This window comes from Janthinobacterium sp. NFX145, assembly GCF_049810325.1.
GTDB classification, from domain to species: domain Bacteria; phylum Pseudomonadota; class Gammaproteobacteria; order Burkholderiales; family Burkholderiaceae_D; genus Janthinobacterium; species Janthinobacterium rivuli.
In genome coordinates, this window is sequence record NZ_CP187360.1 from 895,817 (window position 1) to 912,342 (window position 16,526).

The 16,526-nt window shown below is 63.0% G+C and carries 20 protein-coding genes; 9 read left to right on the forward strand and 11 right to left on the reverse strand.

Annotation, left to right across the window (positions count from 1 at the left end):
* Positions 1-32: 32 nt before the first annotated feature.
* The 7 genes from glyQ to miaB form a co-directional block, all read right to left on the reverse strand.
* Positions 33-950: a glycine--tRNA ligase subunit alpha gene (glyQ, locus tag ACPJXG_RS03940; RefSeq protein ID WP_176387428.1), complete on the reverse strand. Its 918-nt coding sequence runs from the start codon at positions 948-950 to the stop codon at positions 33-35.
* Positions 951-1,097: 147 nt separating this feature from the next.
* Positions 1,098-2,678, reverse strand: coding sequence for an apolipoprotein N-acyltransferase (gene lnt / locus ACPJXG_RS03945; protein ID WP_425253464.1), 1,581 nt, complete (start codon positions 2,676-2,678; stop codon positions 1,098-1,100).
* Between the two features lie 16 nt (positions 2,679-2,694).
* Positions 2,695-3,573 (reverse strand): HlyC/CorC family transporter, encoded by an 879-nt coding sequence (locus tag ACPJXG_RS03950; RefSeq protein WP_034746750.1) that lies wholly within the window; start codon positions 3,571-3,573, stop codon positions 2,695-2,697.
* A gap of 117 nt (positions 3,574-3,690) precedes the next feature.
* Entirely contained in the window at positions 3,691-4,113 is a 423-nt protein-coding gene (locus ACPJXG_RS03955) for a DUF4259 domain-containing protein (protein WP_425253466.1), read from the reverse strand.
* 4 nt (positions 4,114-4,117) lie between these two features.
* On the reverse strand, positions 4,118-4,582 hold the full coding sequence (ybeY, locus tag ACPJXG_RS03960) for an rRNA maturation RNase YbeY (RefSeq protein WP_425253467.1): 465 nt from the start codon (positions 4,580-4,582) through the stop codon (positions 4,118-4,120).
* Positions 4,566-5,630 carry a PhoH family protein gene (locus ACPJXG_RS03965; RefSeq protein WP_425253468.1) on the reverse strand — a complete coding sequence of 355 codons (1,065 nt, stop codon included), beginning with the start codon at positions 5,628-5,630 and terminating at the stop codon, positions 4,566-4,568. Before ACPJXG_RS03965 ends, ybeY begins: the two co-directional genes overlap by 17 nt.
* Positions 5,627-6,994, reverse strand: a complete 1,368-nt coding sequence (miaB, locus tag ACPJXG_RS03970) for a tRNA (N6-isopentenyl adenosine(37)-C2)-methylthiotransferase MiaB (RefSeq protein ID WP_425253469.1) — start codon at positions 6,992-6,994, stop codon at positions 5,627-5,629. The genes ACPJXG_RS03965 and miaB overlap by 4 nt, the downstream gene beginning before the upstream one ends.
* 643 nt (positions 6,995-7,637) lie before the next feature.
* Between miaB and ACPJXG_RS03975 the strand changes: the two genes are divergently transcribed.
* Positions 7,638-7,964 (forward strand): hypothetical protein, encoded by a 327-nt coding sequence (locus ACPJXG_RS03975; protein ID WP_034746769.1) that lies wholly within the window; start codon positions 7,638-7,640, stop codon positions 7,962-7,964.
* A 141-nt stretch (positions 7,965-8,105) separates the two neighbouring features.
* On the opposite strand, the gene ACPJXG_RS03980 is transcribed toward ACPJXG_RS03975, so the two are convergent.
* Together ACPJXG_RS03980 and ACPJXG_RS03985 are read right to left on the reverse strand one after the other, a co-directional pair.
* Complete coding sequence (locus ACPJXG_RS03980; protein ID WP_099401556.1) at positions 8,106-8,951, reverse strand: HDOD domain-containing protein; 846 nt, start codon at positions 8,949-8,951, stop codon at positions 8,106-8,108.
* The gene (locus ACPJXG_RS03985) at positions 8,948-9,277 is read right to left on the reverse strand and encodes a hypothetical protein (RefSeq protein WP_307789025.1); all 330 of its coding nucleotides are present in this window, start codon (positions 9,275-9,277) and stop codon (positions 8,948-8,950) included. Before ACPJXG_RS03985 ends, ACPJXG_RS03980 begins: the two co-directional genes overlap by 4 nt.
* A gap of 210 nt (positions 9,278-9,487) precedes the next feature.
* On the opposite strand from ACPJXG_RS03985, the gene ACPJXG_RS03990 reads away from it, so the two are divergent.
* Genes ACPJXG_RS03990 through ACPJXG_RS04000 form a run of 3 tightly spaced genes read left to right on the forward strand, consistent with a single transcriptional unit; the run spans position 9,488 to position 11,861 of the window.
* Positions 9,488-11,065 (forward strand): sensor histidine kinase, encoded by a 1,578-nt coding sequence (locus tag ACPJXG_RS03990; protein ID WP_425253470.1) that lies wholly within the window; start codon positions 9,488-9,490, stop codon positions 11,063-11,065.
* Between the two features lie 15 nt (positions 11,066-11,080).
* Positions 11,081-11,662, forward strand: coding sequence for a DUF1697 domain-containing protein (locus ACPJXG_RS03995; RefSeq protein ID WP_425253471.1), 582 nt, complete (start codon positions 11,081-11,083; stop codon positions 11,660-11,662).
* A gap of 19 nt (positions 11,663-11,681) precedes the next feature.
* On the forward strand, positions 11,682-11,861 hold the full coding sequence (locus tag ACPJXG_RS04000; protein WP_035822028.1) for a hypothetical protein: 180 nt from the start codon (positions 11,682-11,684) through the stop codon (positions 11,859-11,861).
* A gap of 83 nt (positions 11,862-11,944) precedes the next feature.
* Here the strand turns inward: ACPJXG_RS04000 and ACPJXG_RS04005 are convergent, their stop codons facing one another.
* Positions 11,945-12,349 (reverse strand): hypothetical protein, encoded by a 405-nt coding sequence (locus ACPJXG_RS04005; RefSeq protein ID WP_278316982.1) that lies wholly within the window; start codon positions 12,347-12,349, stop codon positions 11,945-11,947.
* A gap of 331 nt (positions 12,350-12,680) precedes the next feature.
* On the opposite strand from ACPJXG_RS04005, the gene ACPJXG_RS04010 reads away from it, so the two are divergent.
* The 4 genes from ACPJXG_RS04010 to ACPJXG_RS04025 are packed head-to-tail and all read left to right on the forward strand — an operon-like array spanning position 12,681 to position 14,807.
* The gene (locus tag ACPJXG_RS04010; RefSeq protein ID WP_425253472.1) at positions 12,681-13,034 is read left to right on the forward strand and encodes an ArsR/SmtB family transcription factor; all 354 of its coding nucleotides are present in this window, start codon (positions 12,681-12,683) and stop codon (positions 13,032-13,034) included.
* A gap of 7 nt (positions 13,035-13,041) precedes the next feature.
* Complete coding sequence (locus ACPJXG_RS04015) at positions 13,042-13,467, forward strand: YeeE/YedE family protein (protein WP_425253473.1); 426 nt, start codon at positions 13,042-13,044, stop codon at positions 13,465-13,467.
* Between the two features lie 8 nt (positions 13,468-13,475).
* Positions 13,476-13,907 (forward strand): DUF6691 family protein, encoded by a 432-nt coding sequence (locus ACPJXG_RS04020; RefSeq protein WP_425253474.1) that lies wholly within the window; start codon positions 13,476-13,478, stop codon positions 13,905-13,907.
* Positions 13,908-13,949: 42 nt separating this feature from the next.
* Positions 13,950-14,807 (forward strand): ChaN family lipoprotein, encoded by an 858-nt coding sequence (locus ACPJXG_RS04025; RefSeq protein ID WP_425253475.1) that lies wholly within the window; start codon positions 13,950-13,952, stop codon positions 14,805-14,807.
* A gap of 17 nt (positions 14,808-14,824) precedes the next feature.
* On the opposite strand, the gene ACPJXG_RS04030 is transcribed toward ACPJXG_RS04025, so the two are convergent.
* A complete protein-coding gene (locus ACPJXG_RS04030; RefSeq protein ID WP_425253476.1) occupies positions 14,825-15,652 on the reverse strand; it encodes an IclR family transcriptional regulator domain-containing protein in 828 nt (275 codons plus the stop codon).
* 165 nt (positions 15,653-15,817) lie between these two features.
* Here ACPJXG_RS04030 and ACPJXG_RS04035 point away from each other — a divergent pair, with 165 nt between their 5' ends.
* Positions 15,818-16,516: a 3-oxoacid CoA-transferase subunit A gene (locus ACPJXG_RS04035; protein WP_425253477.1), complete on the forward strand. Its 699-nt coding sequence runs from the start codon at positions 15,818-15,820 to the stop codon at positions 16,514-16,516.
* The last annotated feature ends 10 nt before the right edge of the window (positions 16,517-16,526 follow it).

Sequence of the window (16,526 nt, forward strand, 5' to 3'; positions counted from 1 at the left end):
TTGTCTGGTACGGCGGTGTATGAGCTAGGCGATCAAGCGGCGGCGGGTTGGTCTGCGGCGGGCAGCATCGGGAAACCGAGGCGTTCGCGCGAGTCGTAATACGCTTGTGCCACCAGGCGTGACAGGGTGCGCACGCGGCCGATGTAGGCGGCGCGTTCCGTCACCGAGATGGCGCCACGCGCATCTAACATATTGAAGCTGTGCGAGGCCTTCATGATTTTCTCGTAGGCGGGCAGGGTCAGTTGCAGCTCGATCAAACGCTTCGCTTCCGCTTCGTAGTTGCCGAACTGTTCGAACAGCAGGTCCGTATTCGCGTGCTCGAAGTTGTAGGTCGATTGCTCCACCTCGTTCTGGTGGAAGACGTCGCCGTAGGTCAGTTTTTTCGTGGTGCCGTTTTCTTCCCACTCGGTCCACACCAGGTCGTACACGTTTTCCACGCCTTGCAGATACATGGCCAGGCGTTCGATGCCGTAGGTGATTTCGCCCAGCACGGGCTTGCAATCGAGGCCGCCCACTTGCTGAAAGTAGGTAAATTGGGTTACTTCCATGCCGTTCAGCCAGACTTCCCAGCCCAGGCCCCAGGCGCCCAAAGTCGGGCTTTCCCAGTCGTCTTCGACGAAGCGCACGTCATTCTGCTGCAAGTCCAGGCCCAGGGCGGCCAAGGAACCCAGATACAGGTCGAGGATGTTTTCCGGCGCGGGCTTGAGCACCACCTGGTACTGGTAGTAGTGCTGCATGCGGTTCGGGTTTTCGCCATAGCGGCCATCTTTCGGGCGGCGCGACGGCTGCACATACGCGGCGCGCCACGGTTCCGGGCCGATCGCGCGCAGGAAGGTGCCGGTGTGGAAGGTGCCGGCGCCGACTTCCATGTCGTAAGGCTGGAGCAGGGCGCAACCTTGCTTGTCCCAATAGGTTTGCAAGGTCAGAATAATTTGTTGAAATGTGAGCATCGTATGAGTTCGCCGCGCGGGAGGCTGCGCTTTGTTAAGGTTTGCTTGAAGCCCGGACGCATGCTTGGCAGCGCGTCCGGGCCGGGGTTTTGCTAATTTTAGCGGTTTTTACGGGCCCACTGTGACTCTTCGGGCAATATCGGCCGCTTATTGCTGCGCGGCGCGGCCACGGCGGGCGGCGCGCGACAGCAGGAAGGCCGTCAGCAGGGCCAGCGCGGCCAGGGCCAGCACCAGTTTGTTGCCGTACAGAATGTATGGCGTCATGCCGCCCATGCCTTGCACCTTGGCCGCCAGGGTCGCTTGCTGCTCCGGCGGCAGCAGGCTTTGCACCACGCCCTTGCCGTCGATGACGGCGGTGGCGCCCGTGTTCGTCGAGCGCAGCATCGGGCGGCCCGTTTCCAGGCTGCGCATCTGCGAAATCTGCAGATGCTGCGGGATAGCGATCGAATCGCCAAACCAGGCCAGGTTCGAGATATTGAGCAGCACGGACGCCGACTGCTTGCCATGGCGGTGGGCGCTGGCCAGCTGTCCCGCGATTTCCTCGCCAAACAAGTCTTCGTAGCAGATATTCGGCAGCACCAGCTGATCGCGCACGGGCAAAGGCGCCTGGACTTCCGCGCCGCGGCCCATGTCGCCCAGCGGGATGGCCATCATGGCGACAAACCAGTGCAGGCCGGGCGGCACGAATTCGCCGAACGGCACCAGGTGGTGCTTGCGGTACTGGTAGTAGGGGCCTTCTGTGCCGTTGGGCGTGATCCCGACGGCCGCATTGTAGAAGCGCTGCTGCTCGTCGAGCACGGGCATGCCGACCAAGATCGTGCTGCCCGTCTGCTGCGAATACGCCGCCAGGCTATCCAGATAGCCGGGCGGCAGCTGGTGCGGCAGCACGGTGACGGCCGTTTCCGGCGTGGCGATCAGGTCGGCTGGCGCGCTGGTGATGGTGCTCTGGTACATCTGCAGGGCGCCCAGCACGAAGCCGGGGTCGAATTTCTGCTGCTGCGGCACGTTGCCCTGCAACAGGCGCACCGTGATCGGGCGTCCGACCGGGTGCGTCCAGGCCACGTACTGCAAGCCGATACCGGCCGCGTACAGGGCGATGACGCCGCCCAGCGCAAACCAGCGCGTGCGATGTGTCAGCAGCAGCAGAGCGCCGGCCGACAGCGCCGCCAGCCAGCCCAGGCCATACGCGCCGACGATGGGGGCAAAGCCGGCCAGCGGGCTGGCATTGTGGGCGTAACCGGTGGCCAGCCACGGGAAACCCGTAAACAGCCAGCCGCGCGTCCATTCGAACAGGGTCCAGGTGGCGGGCAATACCAGCAGGGTCATGGCGGGCAGGGACAGCACCCAGCGCTGGCGCAGCCAGGCGGCCGCGCCCATGGCCAGGGCCACGTAAATGGCCATCAGGAGGGCCAGCAGGGCCACGGCGATGGCGGCGATCGGCGCGGCCATGTCGCCATAGCGGTGCATGGAAATATACAGCCAGTGTGTGCCGGCCGCGCACCAGCCGAAGCCGTAGGCCCAGCCGATCAGCGCGCCGGCCTTGACGTTCGATGCGCGCAGCACCTGGTAGAACAGCACGCCCAGGCTGAGGATTTGCAGGGGCCAGTAGCCGAAAGGGGCGAACGCCAGCACGGCGACGGCGCCAGCGACGGCGGCAGTCAGCATGCGCGCCCACGTGCTGCGGGGCGGTTTGGCGGGGGCGTTGGGATCGACGCGTCTGAAACGCATTTACAGCACGCGCATGTCAGAGTTCCAGTTCCGGCACGTTGGGCAGGCGCTCGACGAGCAGCACGTGCACCTGGCGCGCATCGGCGCGCAGCACCTCAAAGCGCAGATTGCCCAGGTCGAAAATATCGCCCTTGTGCGCCATGCGGCCCAGGTACTTCGAGACGAGGCCGCCGATGGTGTCGACGTCGTCGTCGACCAGGTGGCTGCCCACTTCTTCGTTGAACTGTTCGATCTCGGTCAGCGCCTTGACACGCCAGCGAGGGCCGAACTGGCCTTCCTTGAGCGAGAGGATATTGTCCTCGGCTTCGTCGAAGTCGTATTCGTCCTCGATGTCGCCGACGATCTGTTCCAGCACGTCTTCGATGGTGATCAGGCCGGCGACGCCGCTGTATTCATCGACGACGATGGCCATGTGATTGTGGTTGGCGCGGAAATCGCGCAGCAGCACATTCAGGCGTTTCGATTCGGGGATGAAGATGGCGGGGCGCAGCATGTCGCGTACGTCGAAAGTTTCTTCTGCGTAATAACGCAGCAAGTCTTTCGCCAGCAGGATGCCGATGACCTTGTCGCGCTCGCCTTCGATCGCGGGGAAGCGCGAGTGGGCGGTCGACAGGACTTCCGGCATCCATTCCTCGATCGGCTTGCTGATGTCGATGACATCCATTTGCGAACGGGGAATCATGATGTCGCGCGCGCAGAGATCCGATACCTGGAACACGCCTTCGATCATCGACAGGGCGTCGGCGTCGATCAGCTTGCGTTCATGCGCATCGTGTAGAACTTCGAGCAATTCTGCACGGTTCTCTGGCTCGGGGGAAATGAGTGCGGTCAGGCGTTCAAACAGTGACCGGTGGGGCTTGACGTCAGTTCTGACGCCACTAGGGTGCTCGGGCATAGGAGGCGTGAGCCGTTGTTGCGAAGGGATATAGGATACACCAAAAGTGGGGCCATACCGGATTTCCCCGCTTTTGATGCAAATTTAATACGTTGAAGTGCGCCGTTGCGCGATCTTTCAGGCCGCTTCCTGGCCCAGCACGCGTGCGCGCAAGGCTGCCACGTCGGCCTGCCAGTCGGCGAAATGCTCGCTGTCCTGCCACAGCTGGCGCAGCTCCGACGATTCGGCCGTGATGCGCTCGAAGGCCAGGCGCGCTTTTTCCAGCAGCGGCGGCGTGACCTTCTTCTTGCAGGCGGCCACCCACTCATCCACCTCGGCGGTGGCCGGGTCGTCCTCGCCTGGCTTGCCCAGGAGGCGCGCGATCACGTCCAGCGCGGCCAGCGCTTCGGCGGCGAATGGCGCCTCGAGTGCCGCTTCCTGGCTGTCGATGACGTTGTCGAGCGTCGTCTCGACCAGTTCCAGGGTTTTATATTCGTGCAAGTCCTGCGCCCAATCCATGGCGTAGTCGTTGCCGAAGGCGTCTGTGGCCCAGGTTCCCATGCGCTTACTCCTTGTACGGGTCGGTAATGCCGAGTTTCGCGAGGATGTCCGTTTCCAGGCCCTCCATCTCGGCCGCTTCCTCGTCATCCATGTGGTCGTAGCCCTGCGCATGCAGCACGCCGTGCACGATCAAATGGGCCGTGTGCTCTTCCACGCTTTTCTTTTGTTCTTGCGCCTCCTTTTCCAGCACGTCCGTGCACAGGATGATGTCGGCGCGCGTCGGCTCGTCCTCGGCCAGTTCCTCGCCTTCGTTGTAGGCGAAGGTCAGCACGTTGGTGGCGTAGTCCTTTTCGCGGTAGTCGCGGTTCAGGGTGCGGCCTTCTTCCGCGTCGACGAAGCGAATCGTGAATTCGGCCGGCGCGAACAGGGCCGCCTTGACCCAGCGGCGCACTTTCGGGCGCGTGATCAGGGTTTCCAGGCGGGCGTCCGGGTATTGCACGGACAAGGACAGTTTATTTTTTTCGGACATTTTTGGCGGCGGCTGGTTTCAATAAGGAGGGCAAGTGGGCGGCGTCGGCGTTGGCCGCCTGCGCCGTTTCATACGCGTCGACGATGCGCGCGACGAGCGGGTGGCGCACCACGTCGGTGCTGTTAAATTGCGTGAAGCCGATGCCGCGCACATCTTTCAGCACGTGCACGGCGTCGATCAGGCCACTCGTCTGGCTCTTGTGCAGGTCGACTTGCGTCACGTCGCCCGTCACCACGGCCTTGCTGCCAAAGCCGATGCGCGTCAAGAACATCTTCATCTGTTCGACGGTGGTGTTTTGCGCTTCATCGAGGATGACGAAGGCGTGGTTCAGGGTGCGTCCGCGCATGTAGGCCAGCGGGGCGATCTCGATCACCTGTTTTTCAAACAGCTTTTGCGTGCGGTCAAAGCCCAGCAAATCGTACAGCGCGTCGTACAGGGGACGCAGATACGGGTCGACCTTTTGCGCCAGGTCGCCCGGCAGGAAGCCCAGGCGCTCGCCCGCTTCGACGGCGGGGCGCGTCAAAATGATGCGCTTGACGGCGTCGCGCTCGAGCGCGTCGACGGCGCAGGCGACGGCCAGGTAGGTTTTACCCGTGCCGGCCGGACCCACGCCGAAGCTGATGTCGTGTTCGAGGATGTCGCGCAAATACGCGATCTGGTGCGGCGTACGGCCGCGCAGGTCGGAGCGCCGCGTTTTCAGCACGGGGCTGGCGATGTCCGGCTCGACGAAGGTGCTGGCGGGCGCGTTGGCGTGGTGTTCCGAGGCGGCGGACAGGCCCGCGCGCTGCTCCACCAGGGCCAGTTGCACTTCTTCCAGCGGCACGACCTTGTTGGCGATGGCGTAGAACTGTTCGAGGATTTCCACGGCGCGTACGGCATTGCTGCCGCCGACGATGAATTTCTCGCCGCGGCGGAAGATCGTCACGTCGAGGGCGGCGGAAATCTGGCGCAGGTTTTCATCGAGGGGGCCGCACAGGTGCGCCAGGCGCGTGTTGTCGAGCGGCTCGGGGATGAAGTAATGCGGCTGTATCGGGGCTTTGGTTTTCAACTGGCTCTTTTCAATGCGGGTGCGCTGGCGACGAGTTCGCCGCGCAGGGTGTAGGAATGGCTTTCGGTGATGCGCACGTCGACCAGCTGGCCGATCAATTGCAAACCGTCGGGGCCGGCGTCGAAGTTGACCACGCGGTTGTTTTCTGTGCGGCCTTGCAGTTCACTGTCATCGGTGTCCTTCTTCGAACGGCCTTCGACGAGGATGGTTTGTACCGTGCCCACCATGGCCAGGCTGTACTTGCGCGTGTTGGCGTCGATGGCCGCCTGCAACTGCTGCAAACGGGCCAGCTTGACTTCATGCGGCGTATCGTCTTCCAGGCTGGCGGCCGGCGTGCCGGGGCGTTTGCTGAAGATGAAGCTGTAGCTGTTGTCAAAGCCGACGTCCGCGATCAGCTTCATCATGGCGTCGAAGTCGGCCTGCGTCTCGCCGGGGAAGCCCACGATGAAGTCCGACGAAATGGCCATGTTCGGGCGCACGGCGCGGATGCGGCGGATGATGGACTTGTATTCGAGGCCCGTGTAGCCGCGCTTCATGGCGCCGAGGATCTTGTCGGAACCGTGCTGCGCCGGCAGATATAAATGGTCGACCAGTTGCGGGATCTTCGCGTAGGCGTCGATCAGGCGCTGCGTGAATTCCTTCGGGTGGCTGGTGACGAAGCGCATGCGCTCGATGCCGGGAATGTCGGCCACGTATTCGAGCAGCAGGGCGAAGTCGGCGATGTCTCCGCCTTCCATCGCGCCCCGGTAGGCGTTCACGTTCTGGCCCAGCAGCGTGATTTCCTTGACGCCCTGGGCGGCCAGGCCCGCCACTTCCGTCAGCACGTCCTCGAAGCGGCGCGACACTTCCTCGCCGCGCGTGTAGGGCACGACGCAGTAGCTGCAATATTTGCTGCAGCCTTCCATGATGGAGACGAACGCCGAAGCGCCTTCCACCTTGGCCGGCGGCATGTGGTCGAACTTTTCAATTTCCGGGAAGCTGATGTCCACTTGCGCATCGCCGCTGGCGCGGCGCAACTCGATCATCTGCGGCAGGCGGTGCAGGGTTTGCGGGCCGAAGACCATGTCGACATACGGCGCGCGCTTGACGATGGCGTCGCCTTCTTGCGACGCCACGCAGCCACCCACGCCGATCAGCAGGTGCGGCTTGGCCAGTTTCAGCTCGCGCAGACGGCCCAGGTCGGAAAACACTTTTTCCTGCGCCTTTTCGCGCACGGAGCAGGTATTGAGCAGGATCACATCGGCATCTTCCGGCGTGTCGGTGCGCACCAGGCCATCGGAGGCGCCCAGCACGTCGGCCATCTTGTCCGAGTCGTACTCGTTCATCTGGCAGCCGAAGGTTTTAATGAATACTTTTTTCTGCATGGCGTCGGGCGCTTATCGGTAAGTGTGGCGGCAAACAAGAGGGTTGGGCAGGATGCTGCAGCGCAGGGGACCGCTCAGGGGAGGGCGCGGTGGATGACCGGCCGGGCGCCTCTGGCTGCCCGGTGGCAGGCTCGCTGCAAGTTCAGGCCATAGTTTAGCGTAAATCGCCGGGGCGGGCCATGTTGTACTTACCTTGCCGACAAGGTTGCCGCCTGCATATGCGCCCATTTTCAGTAATCCCTAAAAGCATTTATTGCCGTACGACACCATTGATTTGTAACAAGTTGCTGCAAAGCCTTGTGTGCGCCCGCTGGCATCCTAATGTGTTGAAATAGCATCGTTGCCAAGCCAACCAGCAGCTTGATTGATATTTAACAATCAGGAAGTTTGCGCGAGGCGCAGATGCTGCGTGATTGGGCTAGTATATTGTCTTATATGCAATTCATTTCAGTGAATTGCACGTGCTTTTACCCACGCGGGCTGCGTACCCTGGCTGGGCGTGGCTGTGCAGGTCCTGTGCAGGCAGTGCGATAAGGAGGGGAGGCTGAATCCGATGGAAAGACGTTTATTTAATTAAACACTCTAAGCCAGCCTTAAGTTCGAATCGGCATTATTTTCTACATTCACCAGACGAGGAAAAATCATGGCACATCATGCATTAGCATCGCAAGAGAGTTACAACCCGAACCACCTGCTGGATATTCTGCTGAGCAAGATGCAGCTGAAAAACGATGCAGCCCTGTCGCGTCTGCTGGAAGTGGCGCCACCCGTCATCAGCAAGATCCGCCACCACCGCTTGCCGGTCGGCGCCTCGCTGCTGATCCGCATGCACGAAGTGACGGGCATGAGCATCCGCGACCTGCGCGACCTGATGGGCGACCGCCGCACCAAGTATCGTTTGTCCGACGCCCAGGGCCGTCCAAAAGCGGAAGACCGCGGCGATGCGCAAGAATCGAATTACGCGCACTGATGTGGCGGTTGTACGCTGACTGTGCCGCTTGCGTAGCTGCTGGCGGCAACAGGCTGGCGTGGACCGGGCAGCATGGACGTACCGTACTACCCATAACGGCTTTCGCCTCGCAGCGAGAGCCGTTTGCGTTTGCGCCAGTGTTTAGCTCAACAGCGCCGAGGTGATTTCATCGTAGCGCAGCTCCGTTTCGCGGAACAGCTGCAGATACGTGTCTTCGCCCAGGCCCAGCGCATCCCAGGCCACCGGCGAGACGCGCGGCACCATGTCGTCGCCCGCCTGCGCCAGGTCGAGCGCGCACACAATCGCATTGGCCACGTGGATCAGCGATGCGAGGAAGCCTGCCCCCGGCGTTTCCGGCTGCAGGTAGTTGCCCAGCGCCAGGCGCATGGTGTCGGAAAAATTCCAGTGCTCGGCCAGCGCCACGCCCGCCTGCACGTGGTCCACGCCCAGCACGGTCTGCTCCGCTTCGAGCAGGCTGCAATCGTGCGTCGCCTGGTGCGCGATGACTTGCGCGTAGTGCGCGGGAAAGCTGCTGACCAGCACCAGGCGGCCGATGTTGTGCAGCAGGCCGGCCGTGAAGGCGTAGTCCTGGTTGAAGCGGATCTGCCGCGCCAGCACCTTGGCGCAAGCGGCCGTCGCCACCGAGTGGCGCCAGAAAGCCTTGTCGTCGAAGCCGGGGCAGCGTCCTTCCGGGAAGCAGCCCGTGATGGCGGCCGACGTGATCAGGCTGCGCGTCGTCTGGAAGCCCAGGTAAGTGATCGCCTGCTGGATGGTGGTGGCTTTGACTTGCAAGCCATATTGCGAGGAGTTGGCCAGGCGCAGGGTTTTTGCCGTCAGCGCCTGGTCGTACGATACTTTTTTGGCCAGCACGGAAATATCGACGTCTTCCTGGTCGATGCTGTTGAGCAGTTCCATCACGACGGCGGGCAGCGAGGGCAGATCGTCGAGGTGGGCGACGATGTCGTCGAGCGTCAGCTGGGTGCTCATGCGGCCTCTCCCGTGCCCAGGCGGTAAGCCGTGACATAGCCGCGCAACAAGGTGGTGGCCGCGTCCAGGGGATCCTCGGGGTCATGCTTGCGGAACAGGTAGGCCAGCCGTTCGCTGTCGGCCGCCTGTTGCGCGGCGATTTCTTCGGGGGACGGTGGCGGCGCCTGGATCGGCAGCATGTCGATGTTGTGGCGCGGCATCAGGGCCAGCATGTTTTCCGTGAGTACCGCGCCTTGCGGCAACAGCACTTGTCCATGCGCATCGAGCAAGACATCCGACAAGACCATGCCAGGACGAACTTGTTCCAGGGGTAGATGTTGATGCATGACCGCCATGACGACTCCTTAGATGATTGCGGGATATTACCATTGCCATGACGCAATGTCTCAACCTGTATCAAGGCCCTGAGGAAAACGGCATTGCTGTAAATCTTGCCAATAAGCATGTCATACCGTACATTTGATTCAGGCTGTTGTCCGCTGACGTCTGTGCGCCCGCGCCGCGGGCTGGCGGCCTGGCACGGGGAGTATTGATCGATGGTGAGTATCCAAGTCCGGCTGACCCTGCTTTTTGTCGTGATCGTCACCCTGGTGCTGGGCATTTCGGGTACCTATACCCAATATACACTGAGCCAGGAACTTGAATCGGGCAGCGCGCGCTTGCGCAGCGGCGTGCTGACGCGCTTGCAGACCAGCTTGCCCTCGGCCCTGTGGGACCTCGACAAATCCAAGGTTGACAGCATCGTCGCAGCCGAAATGCTGCCGCCGGAACTGGTTGGCATCCGCGTCTACGACGCTTCCGTCGGCCTGTTCGCGGGCGAAGTGCGCGACGCGGCCGGCACCCTGGTGCCCTTGAGCGCCGACGTGGCCATGGGCGGCACGCCCGTCGAGGCACCGCTGGTGTTCCGCGACGCCGTGGCCGCGGCCACGGGCGGCAAGCCGGTGATCGTCGGCAAGGTCATCGTCAATTTCAGCCGCGCCCAGATCGATGCGGCCCTGCGCGGCGAAGTGCGGCGCAAGGTGCTGGAAGTGTTGCTGCTTGACATCATTTTGGTGGGCGCCCTGGCGCTGAGCCTGCGCATCGTCTTTGGTCCCTTGAAACAGTTGCGCGACGGCTTGTTCGACCTGGCCACGCGCGGCAGCGACGAGGTTGAAGAGCTGCCGGAAAACCGGCGCGACGAACTGGGCGACGTGATCCGCGGCTTCAATGCCGTGCAGCGCAAGCTCAAGTCCATCATCGAGGGCAGCCGCGAGGCGGAAGACATGGCGCGCCGCTCGCAGCAGGCAACGGCGCAGGCCATGGACGAGCTGCGCCGCGCGCAGGAATCGTTGCTGCAGTCGGAACGCCTGGCCTCGCTGGGCAGCCTGGTGGCCGGCGTGGCGCATGAAATCAACACCCCGGTCGGCATCGCGCTGACCAGTGCCTCGGTGCTGAAGGAAGCGACCGATGAGATCAGCGCGGCGGTGGCCGGCGGCAGCGTGAAGAAGACCGATATCGTGCGCTACCTGGAAACGGCCGGCGAGAGCGCGCGCCTGATCATGAACAATGCCTACCGCGCCGCGCACCTGATCCACAGTTTCAAGCAGATCGCCGTCGACCAGGTCAGCGAGGCGCGCCGTTTGTTTGAATTGCGCGACTATATTGGCGAGGTGATCTCGAGCCTGCAGCCGACCCTGAAAAAGACGCGCATCCGCATCGATATCGATTGCCCGCCCGGCATCATGCTCGACAGTTATCCGGGCGCGCTGGCGCAGGTGCTGACCAACCTGGTACTGAACTGCGTCGAGCACGCCTTTGATGCGGACACGGACGGCCATATCCATATCGGCGTGCATGGCGACAACGACTGGATCGCCATGCAGGTGCGCGACAACGGCCGCGGCATCGCGCCCGACATGCTCGACCGCGTGTTTGATCCGTTTGTCACCACGCGGCGCGGACAGGGCGGCACGGGCCTGGGCTTGAATATCGTATTCAACTTGATTGCCAAGCAGTTTGGCGGCACCATCACAGTCAGCAGCACCTTGGGGCAGGGCGCGACGTTCCTGCTGCGCTTGCCCAAGGTGACGCCATTGCCGGAAGGCGCCGCCAGCGTGCCTGCCGGCCAGGCATAGGCAAGGAGACAAGACATGGCACAGATGGAAAACAGTCAGCAAGTGGCGTTTTTGCGCGGCATCAATGTGGGCCGCGCCAAGCGCGTGGCCATGGCCGACCTGCGCAAACTGCTGGGCGACCTGGGTTTTGCGCAGGCGCGCACCGTGCTCAACAGCGGTAACGTCGTGTATGACGGCGGCAAGGTCGCGCCGGCCGATGCCGCTGCCCGCATCGAGGAAGCGCTGGTGCTGAAACTGGGCGTGGCGGCCAGGGTGACGGTGCTGTCGGCCAGCCAGTTTGCCGAGCTGATCGACCAGAACACCCTGGCGCCGGCGGCCGATGCGGCCCGCTTGCTGGCGCTGGTGCTGAACAATCCGGCCGACATGCAGCGCCTGGCGCCCTTGCTGCAGCGGCCGTGGCAGCCGGAAGCGCTGGCGCTGGGCCAATGGGCCGCGTATGCCTGGTGTCCCGATGGCGTGTTGGCCAGCAAGGTGGTGGCGGCGCTCGGCGTGCTGCTGGGCGATGGTGTCACTTCGCGCAACTGGGCCACCATGCAAAAATTACAGGCGCTGCTGAACGGGCCGGAGGCGGCAGCCACATCTGGCAAGGAGCACTGATGTCTACCATCGAGACGCCATGAACTGGGATATCGTCAAAGGTGTGCTGATCTTGCTGCTTGCCGTCAGCGCCCTGGGCACGGCCTTCGTGCTCATTTCCGCCTCAGGCACGGACAAGGCGGCCTGCATCGCGCGCGCCCTGAAGTCAGGCATTCCTGTGGGGAATATCGAAAGAGTCTGCCGCTTGCTGGACAAGTGAGACCGGACGATTGACGTGGCCAGAAAAATTCCGCGCAAGGCGGAATTTTTTTTAAGGCAGCGGCATCGGCCGCCAAAATAAGCTCAGCTATCGAATTTTTCCTGTTTTTCACCGTGCATGCTAAAGGCCAGCAAGCCCAGTCCCACCAGCAACATCGAGACCATGCTCGCTTCGGGCACCGGCGGCGGCACGTTCGCCTGCTGTACCGCCGGGATGGTGGCCGCGGGCGGCGGCAATGCGCCCTGGCGCGCACCGGCGCTGCGCCAGCGCGGGGTGGCATTGAGCGTCGTGCCCTGCGTCAGCAGGCGCGCATACGGCAAGTCCGGTGTTTCCCAGCCGGGATTGTCGGCCGTGCTGGTGAAACCGAGACTGTCGTCGCTCACGGCAGGCGCGCGTGCCGTGGGCGGGGAACTATCGCTGGCCGCCACATTGCCGGCACACGCCGACAGCGCCAGCATGGCCATGCATAGCGGCTCAAGTATCTTCATCTTTGACTCCCTGGTTCACCGTGCGGCGCGGCCGAAACCGGCCTGCGCCTGGACGGACAATTCGCCTGTACGGGGGCGTATCACGATTTTTCTGATGAGGCCTTATTACAGCACAAATCGTGTCAATTTTGCTACGTATATTTGCTTTAAATTACGAATATTTATCATTTTGATAGCGCGCAGGCTATCGCTGCCTCACACTTGGCATGAGCACGCTATCGCTGAAAAACACTGTTGTTTTTTTGTGCGAATCACCAGCACGAAAACAATATATTGATTAGTATATTGTTTATCGCACGATGTTCAATATGACCGCCTGTGGGAGGGCAAGATGGAGACAGTTGCAACACAACATGCCGAATACAACCTCGACGCCATGCGTGGCTCGGCCTATAAGGCCAGCTCGCTGCTCAAGGCCATGGGCAATGCCGATCGTTTGATGCTGCTGTGCCAGCTATCGCAGGGCGAGCATTGCGTCAGCGACCTCGAACAAAAAGTGGGCATCGGCCAGCCGACCCTGTCGCAGCAGCTGGGCGTGCTGCGCGAAGAGATGCTGGTGGCCACGCGGCGCGACGGCAAGCAGATCTATTACCGCGTCGCCAGCGCGCCCGTGCTGGCCGTGCTGCAAGTGCTGTACGCACAATTTTGCGCGCCGCGCTCCAGCTTCAACGACGAAGCGGACTGATACTGCCATGAACATAGCCTGGCAGCACTTCACGCCATGGGCCTCGCTGGCCGGCGGCATGCTGATCGGCCTGGCCGCGGCCCTGCTGATTCTGTTCAATGGCCGCATCGCCGGCATCAGCGGCATTGTCGGCGGCTTGCTGCGCCCGCGCAGCGTCGACCTGGGCTGGCGCATCGCCTTTCTTGCCGGCCTGATCGGCACGCCCCTGCTGTACCGCTTGTGGCAAGCCTTGCCGCCCGTACAGATCGACGCGGGCACGCCGGCCCTGATCGTCGCGGGCCTGCTGGTGGGCGTGGGTGTGCGCTATGGCGCCGGCTGCACCAGCGGCCACGGCGTGTGCGGCCTGTCGCGCCTGTCGCCCCGTTCGCTGGCGGCCACTTGCGCCTTCATGGCGGCCGGTTTCCTCACCGTGTATCTGTTGCGCCATCTGTGAGCAAGCTTATGAGCAAGCTGATCCTTTCCCTGTTGAGCGGCCTCGTCTTTGGTGTGGGCCTGATCGTCTCAGGCATGAGCAACCCGGCCAAGGTGCTCGCTTTCCTTGACCTGGCCGGCGCCTGGGACCCGTCGCTGGCGCTGGTGATGGGCGGCGCCATCGGCGTGGCCTTGCCCGCCTTCTGGCTGGCGCGGCGGCGCACCAGGTCGCTGTTGGGTGTACCCATGCAATTGCCGGCATCGCGGCACATCGACCGGCGCTTGCTGCTGGGCAGCCTGGCCTTTGGCGCGGGCTGGGGCATCGCCGGTTTTTGTCCTGGCCCCGCCCTCGTGTCCCTGCTGGCGGGTCAGCCGAAGGCGTGGCTGTTTGTGGGCGCCATGCTGGCAGGTATGGCCGTGTTTGAAGTGCTGGAGCGCCGCAAGCTGCCCGCGCCGGCCTGAGACGGTACAATCTGGCGCATCGCCACTTTGGATACCGCTTACATGACAACCGTGATTTTCCGCGCCGGCGCGCGCGCCGCCCTGCTGTGCAGCGTGCTGGCCCTGGCCGCCTGCGGCAGCTTGCTGAAGAAGTCAGCGCCGCCCGCTCCCGCGCCCGTGGCCGACACCTTGCCCAATCCGCAAGTGCTGCTGCTCGGTGAAGTCCATGACAATGCGCAAGGCCAGCGCCTGCGCGTGGAAGAATTGCGCCGCCGCCTGGCGGCCGGCTGGCGTCCCGTGATTGTCATGGAACAGTTCGACCGCGACAACCAGGACTTGCTGACGCGTGCCGCGCGCGATTGCGCCGACCCCGATTGCATCATCCGCGTGATGGAACAGCCGCGCTGGGACTGGAGCTTGTACCGGCCCGTGCTGGACCTCGTCATCAGCTACCAGCTGACCCTGGTCGCCGGCAATCTGTCGCCCGCCGATGCCTCGCGCATCGTGCGCGACGGCATCCAGTGGTCGATGCCGCCCGCCATGGTGGCCACCTACCTGGCTACGCCCGTGCCGGCAGACATTTTGGATGGGCAACAGAAGGAAGTCCAGGCGGCCCGCTGCAATATGCTGCCCGACATGATGATCAAAGGCGTCGTCAACGCGCAAGTGGCGCGCGATATCTGGATGGCCAAGCTGATCCGCGACCAGGCGCCGCGCGACGTGGTGCTGATCGCCGGCAACGAGCATGTGCGCAAGGATATCGGCGTGCCGCGCTGGCTGAAGCTGGCCGACCCGCAACTGAACGTGCGCAGCATCGGCTACCTGGAGCAGGGTGGCAGCGGTTTCAAGGGCACGTTTGACCTGACGCAAACGATGCCGGCGCAGCCGCGCCCAGACCCATGCTTGAAGTTTAAAAAATAAGATTTAAAAAGTAAACGCTACTGCTGCACCCGCACCAGGGCGCTGACCCGGCTTGCCGTATCGAGCAGTTTCGGCAAGCTGTGTTCCAGCAGATGCGCCACGGATGGCCCCGCCGTCTGGCCGCTGACGTTGATCGCCGCCACCACCTTGCCGGCCCGGTCGAACACGGGTGCGGCCAGGGCGATCAAGCCTTGCTCCAGCTCTTCCTGCACCAGGCACCAGCCCTGGCGCCGCACTTGCGCAATCTCTTCCATCAAGACGTCGATATCGACCTTGGTTGCCGGCGTGATTTTCAGCAGCGCCATCTTCGACAGCCGTTCACGCAGCACCTCGGGCGCCAGGCCCGACAGCAAAACCCGTCCCATCGAGGTGCAGTAGGCGGGCAGGCGGCTGCCGATGCCCAGGTTGATCGACATGGTGCGGTGCGCGGACAGGCGCACGACATACACGATGTCGTCGCCGTCGAGCACGGTGGCCGAGCACGACTGGCGCAAGGTCTGCATCAATTCTTCCAGCAGCGGCTGCGCCTGCGTCCACACGGGCAGGGACGATAGATACGCATAACCGAGGTCGAGCACCTTGGGCGTCAAACGGAACAGCCGCCCGTCCGCTTCCACATAACCGAGATGCAGCAAGGTGAGCAGGATGCGCCGCGCGCCCGCGCGCGTCAGCTGCGCCCGTTCCGCCACTTCGCTCAAGGTCTGTTGCGGCGCGTCCGCGCCAAAGCTGCGCAGCACGGCCAGGCCCCGTGCAAACGATTGCACATAGCTGTCGCCAGGGCGGGGCGCGCCATCGGCATCGTGGGTTTCTTCGGTAGCAAGGGAGGTGCTGCTGCGTGCGGTCATGGCAATTCCAATGGATCAAGGTGGCAATTATAGCCATGGCGCTGGCGAAAACGGCAAATTGACAAGCGCCCCGATCAGGCATATTCTCACGAATAAGTTCTAAATACGAATATTTGTTCGATATGCGAACAAATGACCGATGGGTTTGATGTGAAGGAGACAGCAATGATCGACAAACTGCGGTCCAGCGTGCTTGATGCGCTGGCCGATATCCACGATGGCGCCACCGTCATGATTGGCGGCTTTGGCGGCGCGGGCCAGCCGGCCGAGCTGATCGACGGCTTGATCGCCCAGGGCGCGCGCGACCTCGTCATCGTCAACAACAATGCGGGCAATGGCGACACGGGCCTGGCCGCCCTGCTGAAAAACGGGCAGGTGCGCAAGATCATCTGCTCGTTCCCGCGCCAGGCCGATTCCCACGTCTTCGACGGCCTGTACCGCGCGGGCAAGCTGGAGCTGGAACTGGTGCCGCAGGGCAATTTGGCCGAGCGCATCCGCGCCGCCGGCGCCGGCATCGGCGGCTTTTTCACGCCCACGGGCTATGGCACCGACCTGGCCAAGGGCAAGGAAACGCGCGAGATCGACGGCCGCATGTATGTGTTCGAGTCGCCGATCCACGCCGATTTCGCGCTGATCAAGGCAGAGCAGGGCGACCGCTGGGGCAACCTGACTTACCGCAAGACGGCGCGCAACTTCGGTCCCATCATGGCCATGGCCGCGAAAGTCAGCATTGCTTCCGTGCACGAGGTGCTTGACTTGGGCAGCATCGACCCCGAGCACGTCATCACGCCGGGGCTGTTCGTGCAGCGCCTCGTGCAAGTGCCGCGCACGGCCACCGGCCCCGCCGGCTTCAAAGCTGCCTGAGGAGTAACAA